At 63.2% G+C, this 19,069-nt stretch carries 15 protein-coding genes; 3 read left to right on the top strand and 12 right to left on the bottom strand.

Annotated elements, in window-relative coordinates; translation table 11 throughout:
• Positions 1-118: 118 nt before the first annotated feature.
• The 3 genes from tssI to MesoLj_RS30685 are packed head-to-tail and all read left to right on the top strand — an operon-like array spanning position 119 to position 3,241.
• Positions 119-2,443: a type VI secretion system Vgr family protein gene (gene tssI / locus MesoLj_RS30695; protein WP_202323663.1), complete on the top strand. Its 2,325-nt coding sequence runs from the start codon at positions 119-121 to the stop codon at positions 2,441-2,443.
• A gap of 10 nt (positions 2,444-2,453) precedes the next feature.
• The gene (locus MesoLj_RS30690; protein WP_140775179.1) at positions 2,454-2,891 is read left to right on the top strand and encodes a DUF6484 domain-containing protein; all 438 of its coding nucleotides are present in this window, start codon (positions 2,454-2,456) and stop codon (positions 2,889-2,891) included.
• Positions 2,891-3,241, top strand: coding sequence for a hypothetical protein (locus tag MesoLj_RS30685; RefSeq protein WP_140775180.1), 351 nt, complete (start codon positions 2,891-2,893; stop codon positions 3,239-3,241). The genes MesoLj_RS30690 and MesoLj_RS30685 overlap by 1 nt, the downstream gene beginning before the upstream one ends.
• Before the next feature lie 30 nt (positions 3,242-3,271).
• On the opposite strand, the gene MesoLj_RS30680 is transcribed toward MesoLj_RS30685, so the two are convergent.
• From MesoLj_RS30680 to tssF, 12 genes are all read right to left on the bottom strand, one after another.
• Complete coding sequence (locus MesoLj_RS30680) at positions 3,272-4,252, bottom strand: hypothetical protein (RefSeq protein ID WP_202323662.1); 981 nt, start codon at positions 4,250-4,252, stop codon at positions 3,272-3,274.
• 63 nt (positions 4,253-4,315) lie between these two features.
• Positions 4,316-5,317: a DUF4150 domain-containing protein gene (locus tag MesoLj_RS30675; RefSeq protein ID WP_140775182.1), complete on the bottom strand. Its 1,002-nt coding sequence runs from the start codon at positions 5,315-5,317 to the stop codon at positions 4,316-4,318.
• Positions 5,314-6,327 carry a beta-ketoacyl synthase N-terminal-like domain-containing protein gene (locus MesoLj_RS30670; RefSeq protein ID WP_140775183.1) on the bottom strand — a complete coding sequence of 338 codons (1,014 nt, stop codon included), beginning with the start codon at positions 6,325-6,327 and terminating at the stop codon, positions 5,314-5,316. The genes MesoLj_RS30675 and MesoLj_RS30670 overlap by 4 nt, the downstream gene beginning before the upstream one ends.
• Complete coding sequence (locus MesoLj_RS30665) at positions 6,324-7,427, bottom strand: DUF2169 family type VI secretion system accessory protein (protein WP_140775184.1); 1,104 nt, start codon at positions 7,425-7,427, stop codon at positions 6,324-6,326. Before MesoLj_RS30665 ends, MesoLj_RS30670 begins: the two co-directional genes overlap by 4 nt.
• Positions 7,427-7,969, bottom strand: coding sequence for a type VI secretion system-associated protein TagF (gene tagF / locus MesoLj_RS30660; RefSeq protein ID WP_244735211.1), 543 nt, complete (start codon positions 7,967-7,969; stop codon positions 7,427-7,429). The genes MesoLj_RS30665 and tagF overlap by 1 nt, the downstream gene beginning before the upstream one ends.
• Positions 7,951-11,487: a type VI secretion system membrane subunit TssM gene (gene tssM / locus MesoLj_RS30655; RefSeq protein WP_202323661.1), complete on the bottom strand. Its 3,537-nt coding sequence runs from the start codon at positions 11,485-11,487 to the stop codon at positions 7,951-7,953. The genes tagF and tssM overlap by 19 nt, the downstream gene beginning before the upstream one ends.
• A 1-nt stretch (position 11,488) precedes the next feature.
• On the bottom strand, positions 11,489-12,811 hold the full coding sequence (gene icmH, locus MesoLj_RS30650) for a type IVB secretion system protein IcmH/DotU (RefSeq protein ID WP_140775186.1): 1,323 nt from the start codon (positions 12,809-12,811) through the stop codon (positions 11,489-11,491).
• A 4-nt stretch (positions 12,812-12,815) separates the two neighbouring features.
• Positions 12,816-14,150 carry a type VI secretion system baseplate subunit TssK gene (tssK, locus tag MesoLj_RS30645; RefSeq protein ID WP_140775187.1) on the bottom strand — a complete coding sequence of 445 codons (1,335 nt, stop codon included), beginning with the start codon at positions 14,148-14,150 and terminating at the stop codon, positions 12,816-12,818.
• A 39-nt stretch (positions 14,151-14,189) separates the two neighbouring features.
• Positions 14,190-14,642 carry a type VI secretion system lipoprotein TssJ gene (gene tssJ, locus MesoLj_RS30640; RefSeq protein ID WP_140775188.1) on the bottom strand — a complete coding sequence of 151 codons (453 nt, stop codon included), beginning with the start codon at positions 14,640-14,642 and terminating at the stop codon, positions 14,190-14,192.
• 3 nt (positions 14,643-14,645) lie between these two features.
• Positions 14,646-16,112 carry a type VI secretion system-associated FHA domain protein TagH gene (gene tagH / locus MesoLj_RS30635; RefSeq protein ID WP_202323660.1) on the bottom strand — a complete coding sequence of 489 codons (1,467 nt, stop codon included), beginning with the start codon at positions 16,110-16,112 and terminating at the stop codon, positions 14,646-14,648.
• Entirely contained in the window at positions 16,109-17,230 is a 1,122-nt protein-coding gene (tssG, locus tag MesoLj_RS30630; protein WP_202323659.1) for a type VI secretion system baseplate subunit TssG, read from the bottom strand. Before tssG ends, tagH begins: the two co-directional genes overlap by 4 nt.
• Positions 17,194-19,068, bottom strand: coding sequence for a type VI secretion system baseplate subunit TssF (tssF, locus tag MesoLj_RS30625; protein WP_202323658.1), 1,875 nt, complete (start codon positions 19,066-19,068; stop codon positions 17,194-17,196). Before tssF ends, tssG begins: the two co-directional genes overlap by 37 nt.
• Between the last annotated feature and the right edge of the window lies 1 nt (position 19,069).

Raw genomic sequence — 19,069 nt, 5'->3', positions numbered from 1 at the left:
GCAGGACAATATGTGGTAGGCTCAACATGGCCTGGTGCGGCGGGTCCTAAAAGGTTCCTCAGCAGATGGAACTTCAAATCCACCGCGTCGGCGGCCGCGTCCAGGAGGGGCTCGACCCATGCCGAACGAACGTGCCACGGTTGTGCAGACGCCGGTCGGCGCCGAGCTGACCTTCACGCATCTTGTCGGGCGCGACGAGATCAGTCGCTGCTTTGCCTATACGGTCGGGTTCGTCGGGCCCAACTCGGACATCGATCCGGCGAAGATGCTTGGGGGCGCGGTTTCGGTCGAAGGGGAATCCGATCCGAAACGGTGGTTCAGCGGCCTGGTGTCCGAGTTTCGCCTGACCCGCATCGAGGACCGGCTGGCCTACTACGAAGCAGTCGTCAGGCCGTGGCTCTGGTTTCTCGGCAACACCACCGATTGCCGGATCTTTCAGAACATGACCGCTGTCGAGATCGTCGAAAAGATCTTCTCGAAATACGGTACGGCGAAATTCGAGAAGCGGCTGCAAGGGTCGTACCCCTCGCGCGAATACTGCGTGCAGTATGACGAAAGCGACCTGGATTTCGTGCAGCGCCTGCTCGAGCACGAAGGCATCTTCTATTTCTTCGAGCATGACGAGGGCAAGCACACGCTCGTGCTGTGCGACGCCATGAACAAGCTGAAGCCGGCGCCGGGCTACGAGAAGATCCTTTACAATTTCGAGGGACAGGGCTCGCGGCGCGACGTCGAATACATCACCGAATGGATTCCGGGCAGTTCGGTGCGGCCGGGGGCCTATGCCCATACCGACTATGATTTCCAGAAACCTGGCGCCGATCTGATGGCGAAGTCCGCCCAGCCGTTCAGCCACAAGGAAGCCTCCGGCGAGAATTATCGCCAGCCCGGGGCGCATCTCGATGTGGGGCGCGGCGACACCCTGGCCGGCATCCGGCGCGAGGAACTCCAGGCCGTGCACCAGCGCATCACAGCCGTTGGAACCGTGCGCGGCCTCCATTCCGGCTGTACCTTCAAGCTGGAGAGCTTTCCGCGCGATGACCAGAACCAGGAATATCTGGTGATCAGCGCCGAATACAGGTTGTTCGATCCGGGCTACAGAACCCAGAACGAGGCCCACAGCGAAAACTTCAAGGTCGTGCTGGGCGTTGCGCCGACTGCCTTGCCCTATCGCCCGCCCCGGATCACGGCGCGGCCGATCATGCGCGGGCCGCAGACGGCGACGGTTGTCGGCCCTTCCGGCGAGGAGATATTCACCGACAAATATGCCCGGGTGAAAGTGCAGTTCCACTGGGACCGCCTGGGCAAGAAGAACGAAAACAGTTCCTGCTTCGTGCGTGTCTCGCAGACCTGGGCCGGCAGCGGCTGGGGCTTCATTCAGATACCGCGCATCGGCCAGGAGGTGATCGTCGACTTCCTCGAAGGCGACCCTGACCTGCCCATCATCACCGGCAGGGTCTACAACGCCTCGCAGATGCCGCCCTACGGCTTGCCGGGCAACGCAACGCAATCGGGCTGGAAATCCAACTCTTCGAAAGGCGGCGGCGGCTACAACGAGCTGATGTTCGAGGACAAGGCCGGCTCCGAGCTGGTCAACTTCCAGGCCCAGAAGGACCACAACCTGCTGATCAAGCACGACCGCACCAAGCTGGTCCAGCACGACCAGTCCGACCGCATCGACCACGACGCCAAGCACTCCGTCGGCCACAACCTCGACGAGGACGTCGGCAACAACAAGACGGTCAAGGTCGGCGTCGACCAGACCACGAATATCGGCTCGAACGACACCGAGACGGTGGGCGCGAACCGCTCGCTTACGGTGGGGGCGAACGAGACGATCCACGTCGTCGCCAATTCGACCGAAAACATCGACGCCAACCATTCGCAGACCGTGGGACTGGTTCAGACGGTCACCGTGGGCGCAGCACGCATCGACACGGTGGGCGCTGCCGAAACCCGAACTGTAGGCGGCGTTCAGACCAACACGATTGGCGCCGCCCGCTCGGTCACGGTCGGCATCAGCCAGAGCCACGATGTTGGCGCGTCGGACAGTTGGAACGTCGGAACAAGCCAAGGCATACAGATCGGGTCTGATCAGGGCGTCAAGATCGGCGGGGCCCAGAACACACAAATCAGCAAAACGCATATCATCAAGGTCGGCGAGGATGCCTCAACTCAAGTCAATGGGGCGCACGAGCTCAAGGTCGGGAAAAAGAGCCTTATCCAGGTCGGCGAGGACGCGGGCATGGTGGTCGGCAAGAACCTGACCATCGAGGCCAAGGAGTCCGTCACGATCAAAACAGGAAGTGCCGAAATTGTCATGAAAAAGGATGGGACGATCACGATTAAGGGCAAAGACATCACCATCAAGGGTTCAGGAAAGATAGACGTCAATGCTTCGAGCGACATCATCATGAAAGGCTCGGAGATAAAGCAGAACTGAGGACGCACCCATGAGCGATATTGACGAACGGATTGATGGAGTGGTGATTGGTTTGCTGCTTGGGTTCGACCAAGGTGCGCCACTCGTGGTGTTTCCCGGAAATCGGGAGGAGGTAGCCCTGCAGGCGCGAAGTCTGACCGAACTGTCGTCTGACATGATCGGGTCAGAAGTCGCACTGCTGTTCGAAAATGCCAATCCGCTGAAACCGCTGATCGTAGGGCGTATTGTCGATCCCGCAAAACGACAGACAAACAGCCGGGACAACAGTCATGTCGTGCGCGACGGTGAAACGGTGAAAATCAGTTCGAGCGAGCGGCTTGAGCTGAGGTGCGGCAAGTCGGTCATCATTATGGAAAAGGATGGCCATCTCACCATACGAGGCACCAACCTGGTTAGCCACGCCAGCGCCTCCAACCGTATCCGTGGCGGCTCCGTGAATCTGAATTGATGCCAAAGCCGCCGATACTCGAACACATAGTACGTCAGCACGCGGAAATGGCGGCCTTCCTCTGGACGGTCTACGACCACCATCTGCTGCATCCCGGCGAGAACCCCGAGATGGACGAGGAGCGCGTGGAGCGGCTCTTAGAGCGGCTGGAAGCACATCTGCTTGGGCTGCGTGTTGCGGGTGTCGAAGGCAAGCGTATCGCAAAGGAGCGTTTCGACGAATTTTCGGAAGCTGGGGAGCTTTTTGTGGTCCGGATGCTGGAAGCCAGTAGTCCTCTCCCTCTCAAGCAGTTGAACCTCGATCAAGTGCGCAAATATCTAGCTGCCAAGTTGCCAGCGGCTGATATCTGAAGAATTTTTATACGACCTTCCCGCTGCCCCTTACGACAAAGTGTAAGTAACTTCGCCCCAATCGTCTTCATCCAGCTTGTAGATTTGATGCGGGGCGAACGCTGCCAGGAATCCGGCATAGCTCGAAACGTTTATGAAACTTTCGTCAACGCCAGGCAGCGACGGTTCGAACGGCTCCATCTCGCCGGTCCACCGGAAAAGTGTGCCGTCGAAGTACACAAGGATCCCTTGTTCCGTTCTTTTTATATCCCAGAAAGATTTCTTCTTGCCGAATGCGAATACGTCGCTGAATTCCTGGAAATCGGGTGTCGAGACAATGCGTCCATTGGTTGTGAAAATCTCGATGGATCTGCCTGCCTCCAGCATCTCGACGACAGTTCCGGGATGATCAAAATCCGCTTGGCTCCACGAACCGTCGTATACCCCGACCACCGCTTTGTCCGGTACCTTCGCCGCCAGGATGGCACGCGCGAGACGCCGGCCATCGCCGGCTTGGCTCGCTGCGTCAATCTCTGCCGTGCTCCTGAATCGCTTCGTCTCCGTTCCGCCAAAATACAGCCGGCCTTTGTGCGCAACGGCGCAGAAGTAGACCAGGTTTGTTGACCCGTCATCGCTGCCTTTCGGGCCCCCGAGAAACCTCCAGCCCTCCGAAGGCGTCCGCATGTAGACTTGCCCCCCATAGCCGAGCGCCAACAGTCGATTGCCGATCTGCAGTATCTTTGTCATGCGGCCGAACTTCATCGCATTCTCGGAGGCGAATCCGGCTCCCGATATCTGCTCACGTTGACTGACGGCGTCGAAAAAATACACCACCTCGCCCTCTCCAGTCAGTCCAGCGGCTTGGGCTTCGAAGGGCTGCTGCAGGGCCGTGAAAGAGATTAGGTCCGCGACCTCCTCTCGAGGCCGAAGCACAACCGAACCATCGGCAACGCGACCGGAGGCGACGAGCCGGTCATCGTCTTCTCCCGGCGTCGCTTTGAACAGGATGTAGAGGGTCCTGTCCACGCTCACGACACCTCCTGTTATCTCTGGTTTTCGCCTCATCGGTTGCTCAATACTCCCTTGGCAGCGATCTCATGCTGTTGGCAGATGCTGCCTGTTCAGCACGCCCTTGGCGGCAGGACTCATATTGCTGGAGCTTTTCTCCGCACGAGCATACTTGTCCTTGATTGGCTCTGTTTGCTCGGTCACCTTTTCACATGCCACTTCGAAGCAGTCCGCGGACACAGGATCATCGACCAGTTCGGCAAGAGCATCCAAACATTGATTTCTTATTTTATCCACCTTCTCGACGCCGCGCGGGTTGGCTCTTGTTGCGACCTGCTCGCCGAGTTCGGTCAGAGCATTGTCCAGGTGATGGTGCACGGTGACGTCTTCGCCTGTCGGCGGCCGAGCCGCCGAGTGGTTCACGCGAGGGATGCAGATACAAATGCCCTGGTCCCTGCTGGGAAATGGCGGGTTCGCCATTCGATCTTCGCTATTGACGCGAAAACAGCGGTCCGGAACGATATGGTGAGCTTGGTGAGCCACACCTTGCGTGCCCGGCTTGGCCAACGGATCAGTAGGGTCCTTTTTGGCGTTACACTTTTCGTGAATATCCTCGAAGCTGCCGACCATGCAGTCTTCATCGCCAGGAATTCCGAATGCCGGCTTTCCGACGATCACCATTGGGGGCGCATCGCCGGGATCGGTCCCGTGATTGCTGGTGGCCATGTCGCCGAGTCGAACGACACCCTTGCTCTCGACCTTGACGTCTGACGACCAGCCGTGTGCGTAGACCTTGCCGGTATTTTTTGAGGTGATTATTCCTTTTTTTGCCGCCGCCCCAGCCTCATCGCCGCTGCATTTGCTGTAGTAGCTGCTATTTTCCTGGCTGATAGGCTTGTTGCCAATCTTCACGGTTCCGCTACCCGACGTCAGATCGGAGTCGACCCCGAAATCAGGGTATGGGACGGGCACGCCCGGCGGGGTTGCCGGATTCTCGGGCGGGGTGAAACATGTGTCGGGGAAATCCGCAATGACCTTGCACCCTTGCGCCTCTGCCGAAATCTCTCGCCCGTTCGCGAAGACAGTCATCTTGCCTCCACCACCGCAGCGCCGCATGCACCGTCATCGCCCGAGGCCTCGATCAGGATCGGCCCCGATGGCGCGTAGCCACGTTGTATCGCCGACAGCGCCCACCCCAGCATCACCGGGACAGCGGCCGCCCCGACATTCCCCAAGCTCGCGCCCAGCGCCCATATTGGCCGCACCTGCGAGTGCTCGCGTTGTGTGCGCAGCATGGCGAGGGCACATTGCCGGAACCAGTATGTTTCGCCGACGAAATCTCCCATCTTGAGAGTGATATCTGAATGGAGGCGCCGTGACCCGGCAAACGCTTCCTTGTAAGCCGTTGTCATCGCTTGCCCTCGGAAGGGAATATCCATCTCGTTGTAAATATGAGCTTCCTCCCGTGCCAGGCCGAGCCCTGTGAGGTGCATGGTGCCGCCCGCGCGCGCGCAGAGGATCGCAGCCGCGGCTTCCCCCGGAATGAAGCCGTTCGAGTTTCGTGGCGTGAGCAACCGCTCTCGGGCGAGATAATGGTTGATGGTCTGGGAGGTCAGATAGCTGTCCACCCCGACAATTATCACAAAAGGAGCAGTATTGGAGGCGAGCAGGCGACGGGCCGCCTCCAACGCGACGTGGCCGGACGGGCGGCCATGCGCGACGACGCGCGAGGCAATGGGACCGACGATTTCCGTGATTTGCTCGATCTGGGCAAGCAGGTTCCGGCTGTCAGGCGCCGGACGCCCGGGACGATCCTCCTCAGCCAGGCAAAGAACAAGGGCCGTCCTGCCCCGGGCCTCGGGCATCGCTTCGAACGCTTCGACAATTGCTGCGGCGGCCATATGGGCAAGGCGCTTTGCGCCCATCCAGTTGCGCGGCAGCGGGACGGGCGCACCGATCAGCCACTCGCCGGCGGCGCCAAGGAAATGCGTTTCCTGGAAACCGTCGAGACGGGCGCGCATCGCGGCGCAACTCGATGGCGCGTCGAGGCCGACTGCCGTCACCATGCCCGCCGAGACGATATCGAGGTCAGCGTTCATGCGGCCTCGTCTTCATCGCGAAGCGGAGTGTTGAACTTGCGGATGTAACGTTTGCGCTTGGCATAGGCGCGTTGCATGCCGGGTGTTGGCGGCCCGACCCAGCATTCCGAAAAATCGAGGATCGTGCGCTGGAGGTGCTGCTGCATCCGCCAGACCAGCGAAAACCGCCGCCTCTCCGGATCGAACAGCACCGTATCAGGCAGAAGCTCGCCCACGAACGCTTTTTCGCGACCTTTGAACAGCGTCAGCGGCAACGCTGTCGTTGGCATGCGGAAGCTTTCCTTGCCTGCCGGCGTCAAATTTATCAACTGTACGTCCTCGCCGCCCCTTGGGTGGTCGATCTGCTGGTCCGGTGGTGCCATCTGGAAATAGCGTTCATCGAAATCCGGCGGCAAGAACGGAAAAATATTGTCGATCCAGTTCTGGTCGTAGGTGCCGCCATATTCGATGCGGCCCGGCCAGCCCCGGCCCATGGGCCCGAAACTCATCGGCTTGTAGTCGCCAAATGGCGAGCGGATCTCTTCGTCGACCGCCTGGGTGTTCGGCAGCCGCAGGCCTGGAATAAGGCGCTGGTTCCTGGTGCGCGACCAGCCGGTGCCGACCGGGTTGTATTTGTAGCTGCCCGGGAGTTTGTCTTCCGGATCCAGCCTGTCGACGCCGCCCCAGGCGACGTCATAGGAGATGGGCAGTTTCAGGAAGGGCTGCGGCGATGTGGCAGTAAAGATCGGGCCGATGGCGCGCCATTCGCGGTGGCCGACGACCTCGAACAATTTCGACCAATTGCCAACCTTGATGCCGACCGGCACGCGCGCTGCCGGGCGCCCGCCCGGCGCGTAGGCGCAGCCATTGGCGATCACGTCGCAGCGCGGTTTGCGGAAGGCGAAGTCGGTCTCCCACAGCGTGGCCGAGTAGCCGGGCACGCCGGTTTGTGTGTCGGCCATCACCAGCGGCACCTGTTCCGCCGATTTTTGCACCAGTCCGCCCGGCTTGTCGGGGAAGTCGAACGTGCCTTTGACGACCACGACAATCCACTCATGGCCGGCCTTGTCCATGCCCATGGTGAATTGGTGCGGATAGCCCATCTGGTTCCAGATCTGCATCAACTGGTCTCCCAGCTTGCGGCGAGGATCTGCTCCAGAACCGCCTGTGGCGATTGCGGATCGATGTCGAAAATGTTCGAACGGGCTGTCCACATCACCATGTCGCCGATGACTTCTTCACCCGGCTCGACTGATGGCGCCGGCAGTCCGGCCAGTGCGGTATCCAGTTCGTCCGGCGTCAACTCGCCGTTCTGGGCGGCGATGGCCGCCGCTTCAATCTGGGAAAACCACGCCTCGGCGTCAGCCAGCTGAATGGGCGCTTCGGCAAGCTGTGCGACGACGCTCAGAGGGAACTTCCTGCCGACCCTGTCGGCGCTTTGCACGATGATGCCTGCCGAGGCGCCGAAGGACGCCGGGCCGGCCAGGAAGCGCAGCGCGGTCGTGCCTGGCCAAATTTCCGAGCCGAACAGTGGGACGAGATGCTGCGCCAGCCAGCGGTCCCAGCCGCGAACAAAGTCGCCGGAGAGCCGCCGCGTCACGAAATCGCCGGTGGCTGGCATTTTGCCGTAAAAGCCGGGCAAGATCATATCTGCGGCGGACATGAGAATTTCTTGAACATCTGGAGATTGTAGGGGTTCTCGACGCTGGCGGCCTTGAGTTCGAAATCGGCCCACATTCCCTTCGTGCCCAGGCGCAGGCTGTAGACATCGGACAGCGCCGTGCCGGCGAAACGGCCGTTGCGCAGCATCCTCAGCCACGCCCAGCTGCCGGTCTCGTTGAGCATGATTTCGGGCGAGCCGTCGATGGGCTGGAAGGCGAGCGAAATAACCCCGGTGCCGTCCTTGCCCGGCCACGTCATCGGTTGCGGCCGCGTCGCATTGTTGAAATAGACCAGCGTCTGGCCATCGAGATTGAGCGTGACGCGCGTGACGTTCGGAGACAGGTCTTTCGGTTCGAGCGTGAAGCTCATCACCGGTCCGGTGCCGCCAGGAAAAAGATCGTCGCGGATATGCCTGGCCTGCTCGAACGCCGCCAGCGCCGAGGGATCGAGGCCGAAATCGGCGCGCCATTTCCACGGCTGGCTGGTCGTGTCGACATAGTTGATCAGATGGTCGTTGATGAAACCGTCGATCAGTCCGGCCGGCCCGAACAGGCGGGCGAAATCACGCACATTGACGTCCACCGCGCTGTCGGCGCTGAACGGATAGCGGTCGTTCAGCGCCGCCTGGCAGAAAGGCAGTATGTCGGCCCGCCAGATGGCGTTGAGCTCCGAGGTCACAGCCTTTTGCGTCAAATTGCTGGTGTCACCGGCAATCCCGCTGAGCCAGGCGTTGATAGGGTCAGGCAGGATCTGTGCCTGCCTGGCGACCGCGCCGGTCAGTTCGGCAAGGCCGCCCTGCTTCTTGATGGCGTCTTGCGGATTGGGATTCGCGGTGACCGTCTGCAGGACGTTCGACAGCGCGGTCAGCGCGACGACCGCGGCATCCAGTGCCGGCGGCTGGCCGTCGACCTCGGCAATGGTGCTCTTCAGCGGCTTGAAATGTGCCGCCACCAGATTGCCGGTCAAATCCACCTCTGTGGCTGATCCGGCGCGGGGAAGCAGTTTCGCACCTGATGTCGCCAGCTTGCCGAGTTTGCCAAGCTTGCCGAGCAGTTTCGAAGCGCCCTTGGCCGCTGCCTTGTCGTCGGCGGGCGCTTCGTCGGAGCGCGTCAGTTCGGTCTCCTGCACGACCGCCGTCAGCAGACGTTTCAGGGCTGAATCGGCACTCGACAGATCCTTCAGATTTTCACTGGCGACATTGAGATCCGTCAATGGCGCGAGCCGCATGTCTCGCAGGAAGCTGTCCCATTGCGCGATGTAGTCGTCATAGTAGAGCTTCAGAATATCCTCGGACAGCGCCGAGACCGAGGTTTCGGAGTTTTCCGAGCAGCCGCCGGCGAAAACCGCGCGATCGAGCGCCGCCTGGGCGGCGACATCGTCGATGCGGTCGAGAATGGCGTCGTGGAAGCCGGCATAGGTGAATGCCCCGGCAATGCCGACGCGAAGTGTCTTGTCGGAACGCCGCGCAAACACCTTGCCGCCATTGGGGCCGGCGAAATTGGCCGGAATCCACTCCTTGAGCCCGGCCACCTCCGGGTCGGCCAGTAGCTGCTTATAGGCACGCGCCGGCAGCGAGATCGTGCAGACCGTTTTCAGCGCTTCGGCAACCAGGGCCTGGTCGGGCGCGACGTAGCTTTCGTCGACCGCCATGCGGCGGATGGCGGCAAGCTGATGCTCTTCGGCGTCGGCGGTCGGAAATGGTGCCGCGGCCGCGAATTCCGGCAAGCTGTTCACCCACCAGTTCTGGGCGAAATCGGCATCCATCTGCGACAGGCCCGTCATCATGCGATAGGTCTTCAGGGCTCCGAGCATGAAATCCGGATCGCGGATCTGCCGCCACATGGTCGCCTCGAGCAGTGCGACCATCCGTGGCTCGAGAACATTGCGCAGGGCATGGTCGTATGTGTCGCTCTGCGCCCGCACCAGTTCGGCCGAGGCCGATGGACCCAGCAGGTCCTGGGCGGCGCCCGGCGGTGCAGTCCGGGCATTTGCGACCGCGTCCATCGCCTCGAGCGCGCCGTCGATGGCGGGCTGCTGCACCGATGCCGGGCTTGCGGCAGCCGAGGTCAGCGGCGCTTGCAACGATTCGAACTGGCTTGCCTGGGCCGTGATCGCGTTGCGGTTGTCGAAATAGGACCAGGTGAACAGCCCGCCGGCCAGCAAGGCGCCGGCCGCGCACGCGGCCGCCGCGCCTCGCCAGATCCAGGCGCGACGGCGTTGCGCCAACGGGTCGAACGTGCCGAGGCCGGCTTCCTTGAAGATGACTTCGGTGAGCAGGTTCTTCAGGAAGAAGCTGCGCTTCTCGACTCTTGGTGCGGGCAGGGCGCGCCGTGGCGGCAGGCCGAAGGACGACGACAGCGCCGCGGTCAGCCGGTCTATGGGCGCCCCTTCCTGCGTCGCCGATGTCAGGTAGAGGCCGCGCAGCCAGGCGGCCTCTTCATACCGGCTTTCGCCGAACATCGCCTCGACCAGAACCTGGATCGGTTCGGACAGGCTGGACAACTGGGCTGGAAACCTGAAGATCTCGGCGCGGGCGGCGAGTTTGTCCTCGTCCTCCAGGCGCGGCACCAGCCGCCGCTCGAGTTCCGTCGCCAGTATTGAAATTTCCCGCTCGATGGTCTTGGCATCGACGCGCGCATCCAGCGCGAAGGTCGTTCCCCAGACCTGTTCGCGCGAGGCGGTGGACAGGCCGCCGAAGAAAGCCTCGAAACCCCTAATCAGATCGGCCTTGGTCAGCATCAGATAGACCGGAAGGCGGATTTCGAGCCGGTCGTTGAGTTCGGCCAGCCGGCGGCGGATCTTGCGACCGTGTGCCTTGATGGCTTCGTCGCCCTCTGAAAGCACGTCGATCGAAAGCGCGACGATAACGCCGTTGAGCGCGCGGCGGCCGCGATGTTTCTTCAGAAGGTCGAGGAAGCCCAGCCATTCCGCCGCGTCGACATCGGGCTGGCTTTCCTGTTGGACATAGCGGCCGGCGGTATCGATCAGAACCGCGTTCTCGGAAAAGAACCAGTCGCAGTTGCGCGTGCCACCGACCCCTTGCAAATCGTCCGTGAGGTCGATCGGAAAATTCAGTCCGGACTGCCGCAGGGCCGTGGTCTTGCCGGTGGCCGGCGGCCCGACGATCACGTACCATGGCATCTCGCGCAGGAACTTGCGTCCGCCCAGCTTGCGACGCTTCAGTTCGGCCATCACCTCGGCAAATTTGGCACCCACGGCGGCGACGTTCTCCTCGCCGGGGCTGAGCGGCTTTTCCGCCACGGGCGCCGCGATCTCGGCGACGAACATGCGGTTGGCGCGGATCGCCCGGCGCTGGGCGACGATCAGCCAGATCAGCCAGAAGATAACCAGCAGCGCGATGATGACGATGCGCACATTTTCAGAAGTGAATGGTTCGTAAGGACCGACCCTGACGATCGGACCGAACACCCAGATGACCAGGGAAAGCAGCGTGATGCCGATCAGCGTCCACAGCCAGCGCGATGTCAGAACCGCCCAGAGGAAGCGCAGGATAAACATCTCACAGCCTCTTTTCGACGAGCACCTCGACGCGGCGGTTCAAGGCTCGCCCCTCGCGCGTGCTGTCGCTGGCCACTGGATCGGTCGCCGCGCGGCCCTCGGAATGGACGCGGTCCTGCGGCACCCCGTTCTGGACCAGCATGTCGGCGATCGTCTGGGCGCGGGCCTCCGACAGCCGCTGGTTGGTCGACAGCGGATTGGTCTTCTGCAGGGGAATGCCGTCCGTATGTCCGATCACCGTGATGTTCCCGATCAGCTCCTGATTGGCGAGGATCACCTTGGCGATCGAACCGATCAGCGGCTCGAAGCCTTCGGTCAGTTGTGGCCGCGACGACTGGAACAGTTCCGGGTTGGAGGCCTGGATGATCAGCTTGGCCAGCGAGACGCTCTCGGTGCCGCTAAGCGCGGATTTGAGGTCAGCCGGCGCGCCGGCCTGGAATTCCGGCAACAGCGCAAAATCCACTTTCTCCGGTGGCGGGGCGTCGACCTTGGGCGAGGTCCGGCTGATGTCGCCGCGTTCAGGCGGCGGCAAGGCCCGAACAAGAGCTGAAAGCTCGACCGCCTGGCTGCTCAATCCCATTGACAGCCCGACATGGACGGCCGTGGCGACAACCGCCGCACCGAGCGCCATGACCCAGATCGGCACGATGAAGCGCTGCGGTTCGTCGGATGCGATGACGCCTTTCCAGTTTGGCGACAGCGGCGCGCCCTCCGCATCGGCATCGCGCAGGAAGCGTGCCGCCGCCACGCGAACCGCATTGAGCGATCGGTCGCCTGAGCGGCCGGGCACGCGATATTTGCCGCGGAAGCCGAGCGCCATGCAGTCATACTGCAGTTCCAGCAATTCGCGGTCGCGGTTGGGATGGCGTTCCAGTTCGTCGAGACGCGTGAAGAACTGCGTGCCGGCATCGACATCGCCGCGCAGCATGACCACGAGCGGCTGCCGCGGCCAGGCGCTGGCCCCGCCCCACGGCGTGTTCAGGGCGAGATCGTCGAGCAGCGCCGCCACCACCCAGGCTGCCTGATCGGCGCGCTCCAGCGAAGACCCCGTAGCCATCGCCGTGTCGCGTGCCCGAACCAGTTCTTCGAGCAGACGGGTGCGCAACGCTTCCGGGTTCTCCGGCGCCAGAGCGCTTTCAAGCTCGGGCGCGAATTCGAGCAAGGGCGCGAACGCGTTGACAAGCGCGTTCGGATGCGTGCGCGACCGCTTGACCGCCGTGCCCGGCAAGAGCGGCGCCATCGGCCGCGGCATCGGCGCGCCGGTCAGCCGTATGCGGGTTCGTTCGCGATCCTCCGACAGTCCGAAAGGATCATCGCGGCTCATCATCTCACCTGTTCACCGAATAGCAGTCCACTTGCGGCTCACTTGGCAACACGCCCGAAACGCCAATGACGAAGCCGGGTGCATCGAGCAGCGACGCCCAATGCTCGCTTTTCTGGTCCAGTTCGAGGCATAGCCGATCGCCGTCGTAAGGGATTTCGCGCGGCTGGGAGTGAAGCGGTTTCAGCGGAATGCCGGGCAGGCGTGATTTCCACAGGCCCTCGAACTGGTCGGCCGAGCCGACAGTCGCCTGATTGACGAAGATCTTGCGCAGCGCGTCTTCCGACAGCTCCGAGCCGACCCGGATGACGATGCGGCTGGCGACCAGCAGCTTCGGATTGTCGATGCGGATTTTCCAGACATTGGTCGAATGCCGCATGACCGGCAGTGCCCGCGATTTCGGCTCGATGTAGCGCAGGCTGAGGATGAGCGAGCGCAGTGCATCCGCCAGCGCCATGTAGGCCGGCCCGGGTGCCATGTGATCGTAAGCCGGCAACTCGCCCAGCCGCCGCGCGCTCGATCCGTAGGTGGCCATCGAACCGGCGAGCCCGGCAAGCTCCAGGTAAAGCTCGGCCGGATGGAAGACATCCTGCGCCAGCATGTGGGCCAGCCGCGGCCGCGCCGCATTGGCGAGGTTGAGCATCAGCAGGTCTTCAACGCTGCGCCCAGGCCCGCCCATCACCATCTTGCCATGCGCCTCGGCGATCTGGTCGAGGCCCGTGACGACTTCCAGAAGCAATTGCCGATACCAGGCCACCGCCCCGGTAACCAGTGTCGGTGGCAGGAAGGTCTCGTCCAGCGAGACGCCGCCATCGGCTCGAATCCCCTTGAGGTCGGCTATCGGCAAGGCCGTGTAGCCGCCAACCGACCTGCCGGGCGCAAGCAGCAGCGCCTGCGGCCGTGCGATTTCGATTTCTTCGGGGTCTGAACCGCCCTGGACGGCGTCGCGCACCGAAACGATGCGCCCATGATAGCGTGCTCCCGACGCGGCCGCGTGTGCCGGATCGAAGCCGACACCACCGGGAGGTTCCAGCGGCAAGGCGACCAGCACCGGTCCGGCGCCTGTGTCCGGGGTGACCGGCAAAGGTCGCGGCGCGTCCATCATGTCGGGAATGGAAAACGGCGTCCCGTCCGGGAAGATGCCCCGCGCCGACAGGATCGAGATCTGGCCGGCCTCCAGCAACGCCTGGTCCAGCGTCAGCTGTTGAAAGCCGAACGTATGCAGTTGCCCGGCCTGCAACGCGCCGCGCACCGTCGCCTCGAAGAAACGATCCTGCTGCTGGAAATGCTGGGTCCGCAGAAAAAGGCCTTCGGACCACAGCACCCTGTTTGCATCGCTCATGCCGTTGCTCTCTGCATCGAGCTCTCCTTGCCCTGGCCGCTAGGCGGAAATACCGCCGCTGCCAAGCGTGACATTGATCGTGAATTTGGATCCCGGCGACACCGACTTGGTCGTCCGCCAGCTCCTGCCTGTAGGCTCGCGGATGAGCGCAACGAAGCCCAGCGCCGTGGCATCCGGCTCGACGGTGATGGTCTTGGACGCGGATTTTCCCGGCCCGACGGCAATCTGGTCGGATCCGATAAGATCGCCTGCCAGCGCCGTACCGGCATCGCCCTGCAAGGCAAAGTAGTCGGCGGAATTGAATTTGCCGGTGCTGCGCAGCCGCATCACGAGGACGGTCACCGGCCGGTCGCCGCCGCCCGGTCCCGGGTTCATGCCGGCCCCGCCGGACACGTTGACGGTGATCACCGAAGGTTTTGGCGGGCCGCTCTGGCAAGCCGCAAGCAGCCCCGTTGCGCCAAGGGCAACGATAAATTCGCGTCGATCGATCATGTCTCACTCCTCCTCATATGCGTCCCGAAAATCAGCGCCGATTTCGCCAAGGAAGCTCTTCTCCGCGCTCTCGGCGATTTCACGATGGCGTTTCTGGTAGAGTTCCCACAGCTTGGCGCCGCGTCCGCCCGAAAGCAGGGTACCGATCGCCGAATTCGATTTCAGCTCTTCCTCGATCGCTGCCGGGTCGAAGCGGTCGATCATCCGCCGCAAGGCGCCTTGCACGCCGCGCCAGGCGCGCACGTGATGTTGAGCGAGATCGCGAACCGCGTCGGCGATAGCCGCTTCGCCGGCGAGGAATCCGGGACTGCGCTCGGCGATAAGCGTGACGATGGCGTCGTCGACCGTCGGCAGAAACTTGAGCGGATTGACTTCGGAAGCCCCGACCATGGTCTGGGCAACGCGGGCGTTTCCCTTTTCCTCGGCCCGCTTGCGCAGAAGCTGCATCAGGCCTTCCATCATCAGCCGGTATTCATGGCCGAATTTCTCCATTTCCGCGATGCTGTCGCGCCCGGGGAAATCGGCTTCCTCGACGCCCATGCCGCGCAGGAACGCGGAACGAAGCGCCATGTCTCCCGGCTGGGCCGCCGCCGGCAGGCGAGCAGGCGCGGCAGCGGCACCCGTGCGCGCCGGAGACGGGCCATCTGCCGCTTGCACGGGCAAATCCCAGGGATTGGCTGGGCGCTGGGCAACGCGCTCGCGCTGTCCGGCCGAGCCGGCGCCGTTTGCCGACCCGGTTGCGGCGGCTGGCCCGAAACCAAAATCATCATTGAAATCGGACGGCTTTCCCCGAGCGATCTGGGCTCCGCGTCCGAGGGACGGCAAGGGGTCGAGGCTGAACGGGTCCGTTTGGTTCTCGGTGCCGCCGGGTTCTAGGTAAGGAGCGTCGTCTTTCGACACAGGCGTCGAAACCGGATCGAGGCTGAATGGGTCATCGAAAGCAGGCGAACTGCGCTGGCTGGACGCGGCACGCTCGAACGCGCCCGCAACCGGCTGCTCGAACGGATTGGGCAGGTCGGCCGGGCGCGGCCGTCGCGGCTCTTCCTCGACCTTGGCGGAAAAGAAATCATCACGGCCGATGCTCACCGGCGCTCGCGATGCCGGCGGCAGGCGTTCCGGAATGGGCTGGCTGGCTGTGGGTGCCTGGGCGGTTGGCGTCTGCAGGTCGACATGGACGACGTAGTCGCCCAGCCTCAGCCGCATGCCGTTTTGAAGGCGCGTCGACTTGCCGGGGCCAAGCGGGCTGTCGGAGTCGTTTATGAACAGTCCGCTGCTCGACGTGTCGGTGACGAAGTATCCGTCCCGCCCGCCCGAAATCTTGCAATGAGCGCGGGAAACGAACATGTCGGGATCGTTTATCTGCCAGCCTGCGTCCGCGCTGCGGCCGATCACCAGCTCGCCCTCGTCCAGCCGGGTCTGCCGTACCGTCTGGGTGCGTGGCCCTTGCTCCAGCGTCAGCAGCAGGCTCATGCCGCGCCCTCCGCCATTTCCGGCCGCCATCCGACAATTGTCCGCAGCCGCAGATCGTCAGCATCCCCCCTTTCGGTGGGCCGCGCAAGCCAGGCGGTCCGGCCGAGCTGGAGCGTTCCAATACAAGGCGGCGGCACGGCTTCACGCGCCAGCACGATGCGCAGGTCGACGTCGAGCGTTTCCCCAACCATGTCGCGAACGGCCTGCTTGAACAGTTTGAGGCGCGACCCTCCCGGCAGGAAGGCCTTGAATTCCTCAAGCCCGAGAGGGCCGACACGCAGTTCGATCCTGCTTTGGCGGTTGAAAACGCGCGGACCGATGGTTGCCCCCCGGCCGAGCCCCGCATAGGCTTTTGCGAGCCGGGTCTGGAGCCCCGTTGGGATGGTTATCCAGGCGGCGATGAACTCCTTGATTTGAACCGGTACCTTGAACGCTTCCGCCAGGAACAGCGTCAGCCTTTCGGGGCCGTCGACCTGGCTGGCGAGCGCCGCGGCCTGGCGAAGCTTGACGGTGTCGAGATCAGGATTTTGGGTGCCGGGAAGCCCGATCCCCGCCATCGCCTCAAGCATGGCGCGAACGCGGCCACCGACAGCGCGCTCGACCTGGACAGCGGGATGCGCATCCGCCCAGGCCCGGTAGTAGAGAGCAATCATGCGGTGCTGAAGGATGTTGACGAAGTCCACGAATGTCGTGTCGCTGGTCTGCTGTGCGTCGGCGCCGGCGAACCAGCGCTGCGACAGGCGGTCGAGCACCCAGCGCGTCAGATGCAGCGGCATTGGGCCCTCAGGGCCCAACAGACCGAGATTTGCGACCGTGACCCGTGCCGGCGCCTTTTCGTTGGCTTCGCGGAATTGAACCAGGTCCCGCGCGGAAAAGGCCAGCCGCACATGCTGGCCGAGCCTCGCGGGCTCGCGGTCGGGCCGTCCGGAATGGCCGAACAGACCGCTGCGCTGTTCAAGACGGCGCAGCAATTCGAAAAAGTCGAACGCTTCGGAGAGACCTTCGGCCCGGTCCGGGCCAGCCTTGTCCAGATGAGGTGACTTGCCCGGATCAGGTGTCTTTTCCGGATCAGGTGACTTGTCTAGATCAGGTAGCGATTGCCGGGCGTCATCGGCCATGGCACATCCTCCTGCTTCTGCAGCAGCCGCGTGCGAGTTCGCACGAAGCCGTTTATTCCGGCATGACGGGCAAATAGCCGCGCCAGCAAGGCCGACAGCAGCAAGCTGCTTTGCCCCGCCAACACTGACTGATCGACATGCAGCGTCACTTCAGTGCCGCGCCCGAAGCACATCGGCCCATCGATCTGCAGTCGTTCGACCACCGGCCGCGAGTCTATGCGCACGATCGAATGCACGTTGCGGGCAAGGCCCGGGTCGCCCCGGTCGGCATAAAGATCAAGCAGCGCGTGCAGCGGATCGACGCCGCGGCCTTCCTTGGCAAGGCTCAAGAAATTGAGCGCCAGCTGCGCGACCAGCCGCCAGGCGAGATCGTCGGCGCGGGATTCACCGCCGGCCCCGGCGGGAAGCGCCGCCGGGATGGCCGGCTGTGGCGGACGCAACGCACCGAGCAGCCGAACGGATTCGACCGGGTCACCGGCCTCGAGCGTCAAGGTCGGATTGTCATCGAGGATCGGCAGATCACGATTGGTGCAAAGCGCCATGATGTCGAGACGCTTCAGCGGCCGGTTCGCGGGACTTGCGAGCGGCCGCGATACGGCCAGGAAAACGTCGTCCCCGGTGTATGACGTGCGGGTCAGACCCTCGCGCCGTTCATCCTCCGTTGCCCGCCTTGGGCGCCGTTCCGTCGAATAGACCCAGCCACTGCCGCGGTTCTGCCCGAGGCTGAACAACTCCGGTATCTCGGCGTCGCTGCCTTCACTGTCGGCATCCTCGACGCGGATCACACGATAGATCTCGAAGTCGCGCGCCCGCGTGCGGTCGGCGTGGATCACCTGCCGCGTCTTGCGCGCGTCGAGCTCGACGACATTGCACTCACGCTCGAACAGATTGATGATCGGCGTCGCGAAAAGTTCGAAATCCGCCGGCGTCAGGTCGGCGAGTTCGGGCACCGGGCGACGGAACAGGAAGATGATCTCCAGGCCGGCCTCGCATTTGCGCACCACGGTCTGCAGTCCCAGGACCCGCACATAGTGAAAGCGCTCCGGCATGACGAAGTATTCGCGCAGCAGGCGGTACCCTTCGAATGTCGGGCGGGTGCGCGGCATCAAGGCCTCGTCGTCGCTGATGCCGACCATTTCGGGTACCGGCAAGGGCGACAGCCGGTTGGTCTTGCCTTCCGGTCGCGCGCCAACAGCCACGCAGGCGCCAAAGATCGCGTCGAACAGAAGCGGCGCCTTGGTGCGTCCGGCAAAATAGAGGTCAAGCTGGTCGAGCGCCAATTCGTCGAGTTTGCCCTTTCCGGTCCGCGTCAGCGCCAGGCGCAGCGCTGCCTCGCCGCCGGTACCGCCGATCGGTCCTATGCCGGCCGCGGCCAGCGCGCTGCGATCCTGAAAATAGCTGACCGAAGTGATCGCTATCGGCCACAGCGTCATGTCCTGCGCGGTGGAGAAAGTACAGCGCGTCGACAGGCCGGGTTGCAGGCTGGAGACCAGCCGCGTGTTGCGCTTGACGACGTGGCCGGCGGGCATGGTCTGCACCTGCTGGCCGGGTTTCAGCACGGCCATCGCCGTTGCCGGCGCCGGCGTGACCAGATCGGGATAGAGGACGTCGAGCACGCTGCGCGAAAATCGCGAGCGCTCGGCGTCGACCTTCAGCCGGGTGCGCGCGGCGAGGAAGGCGACGCCGTCCAGCAGCCGTTCGACATAAGGATCCGGGCAGGGCACCGTGTCGAGGGAAAGGTTGCGCGCCACCGCCGGATGCATGTCGGCGAATTCCGCCGCGAGGCCGCGGATATGGGTCAGTTCCTCCTCGTAATATTCGACGAAGACCCGATCCATC

Source organism: Mesorhizobium sp. 113-3-9 (assembly GCF_016756515.1).
Classification (GTDB): Bacteria; Pseudomonadota; Alphaproteobacteria; order Rhizobiales; family Rhizobiaceae; genus Mesorhizobium.
This window is presented reverse-complemented; position numbering and strand designations above follow the sequence as displayed.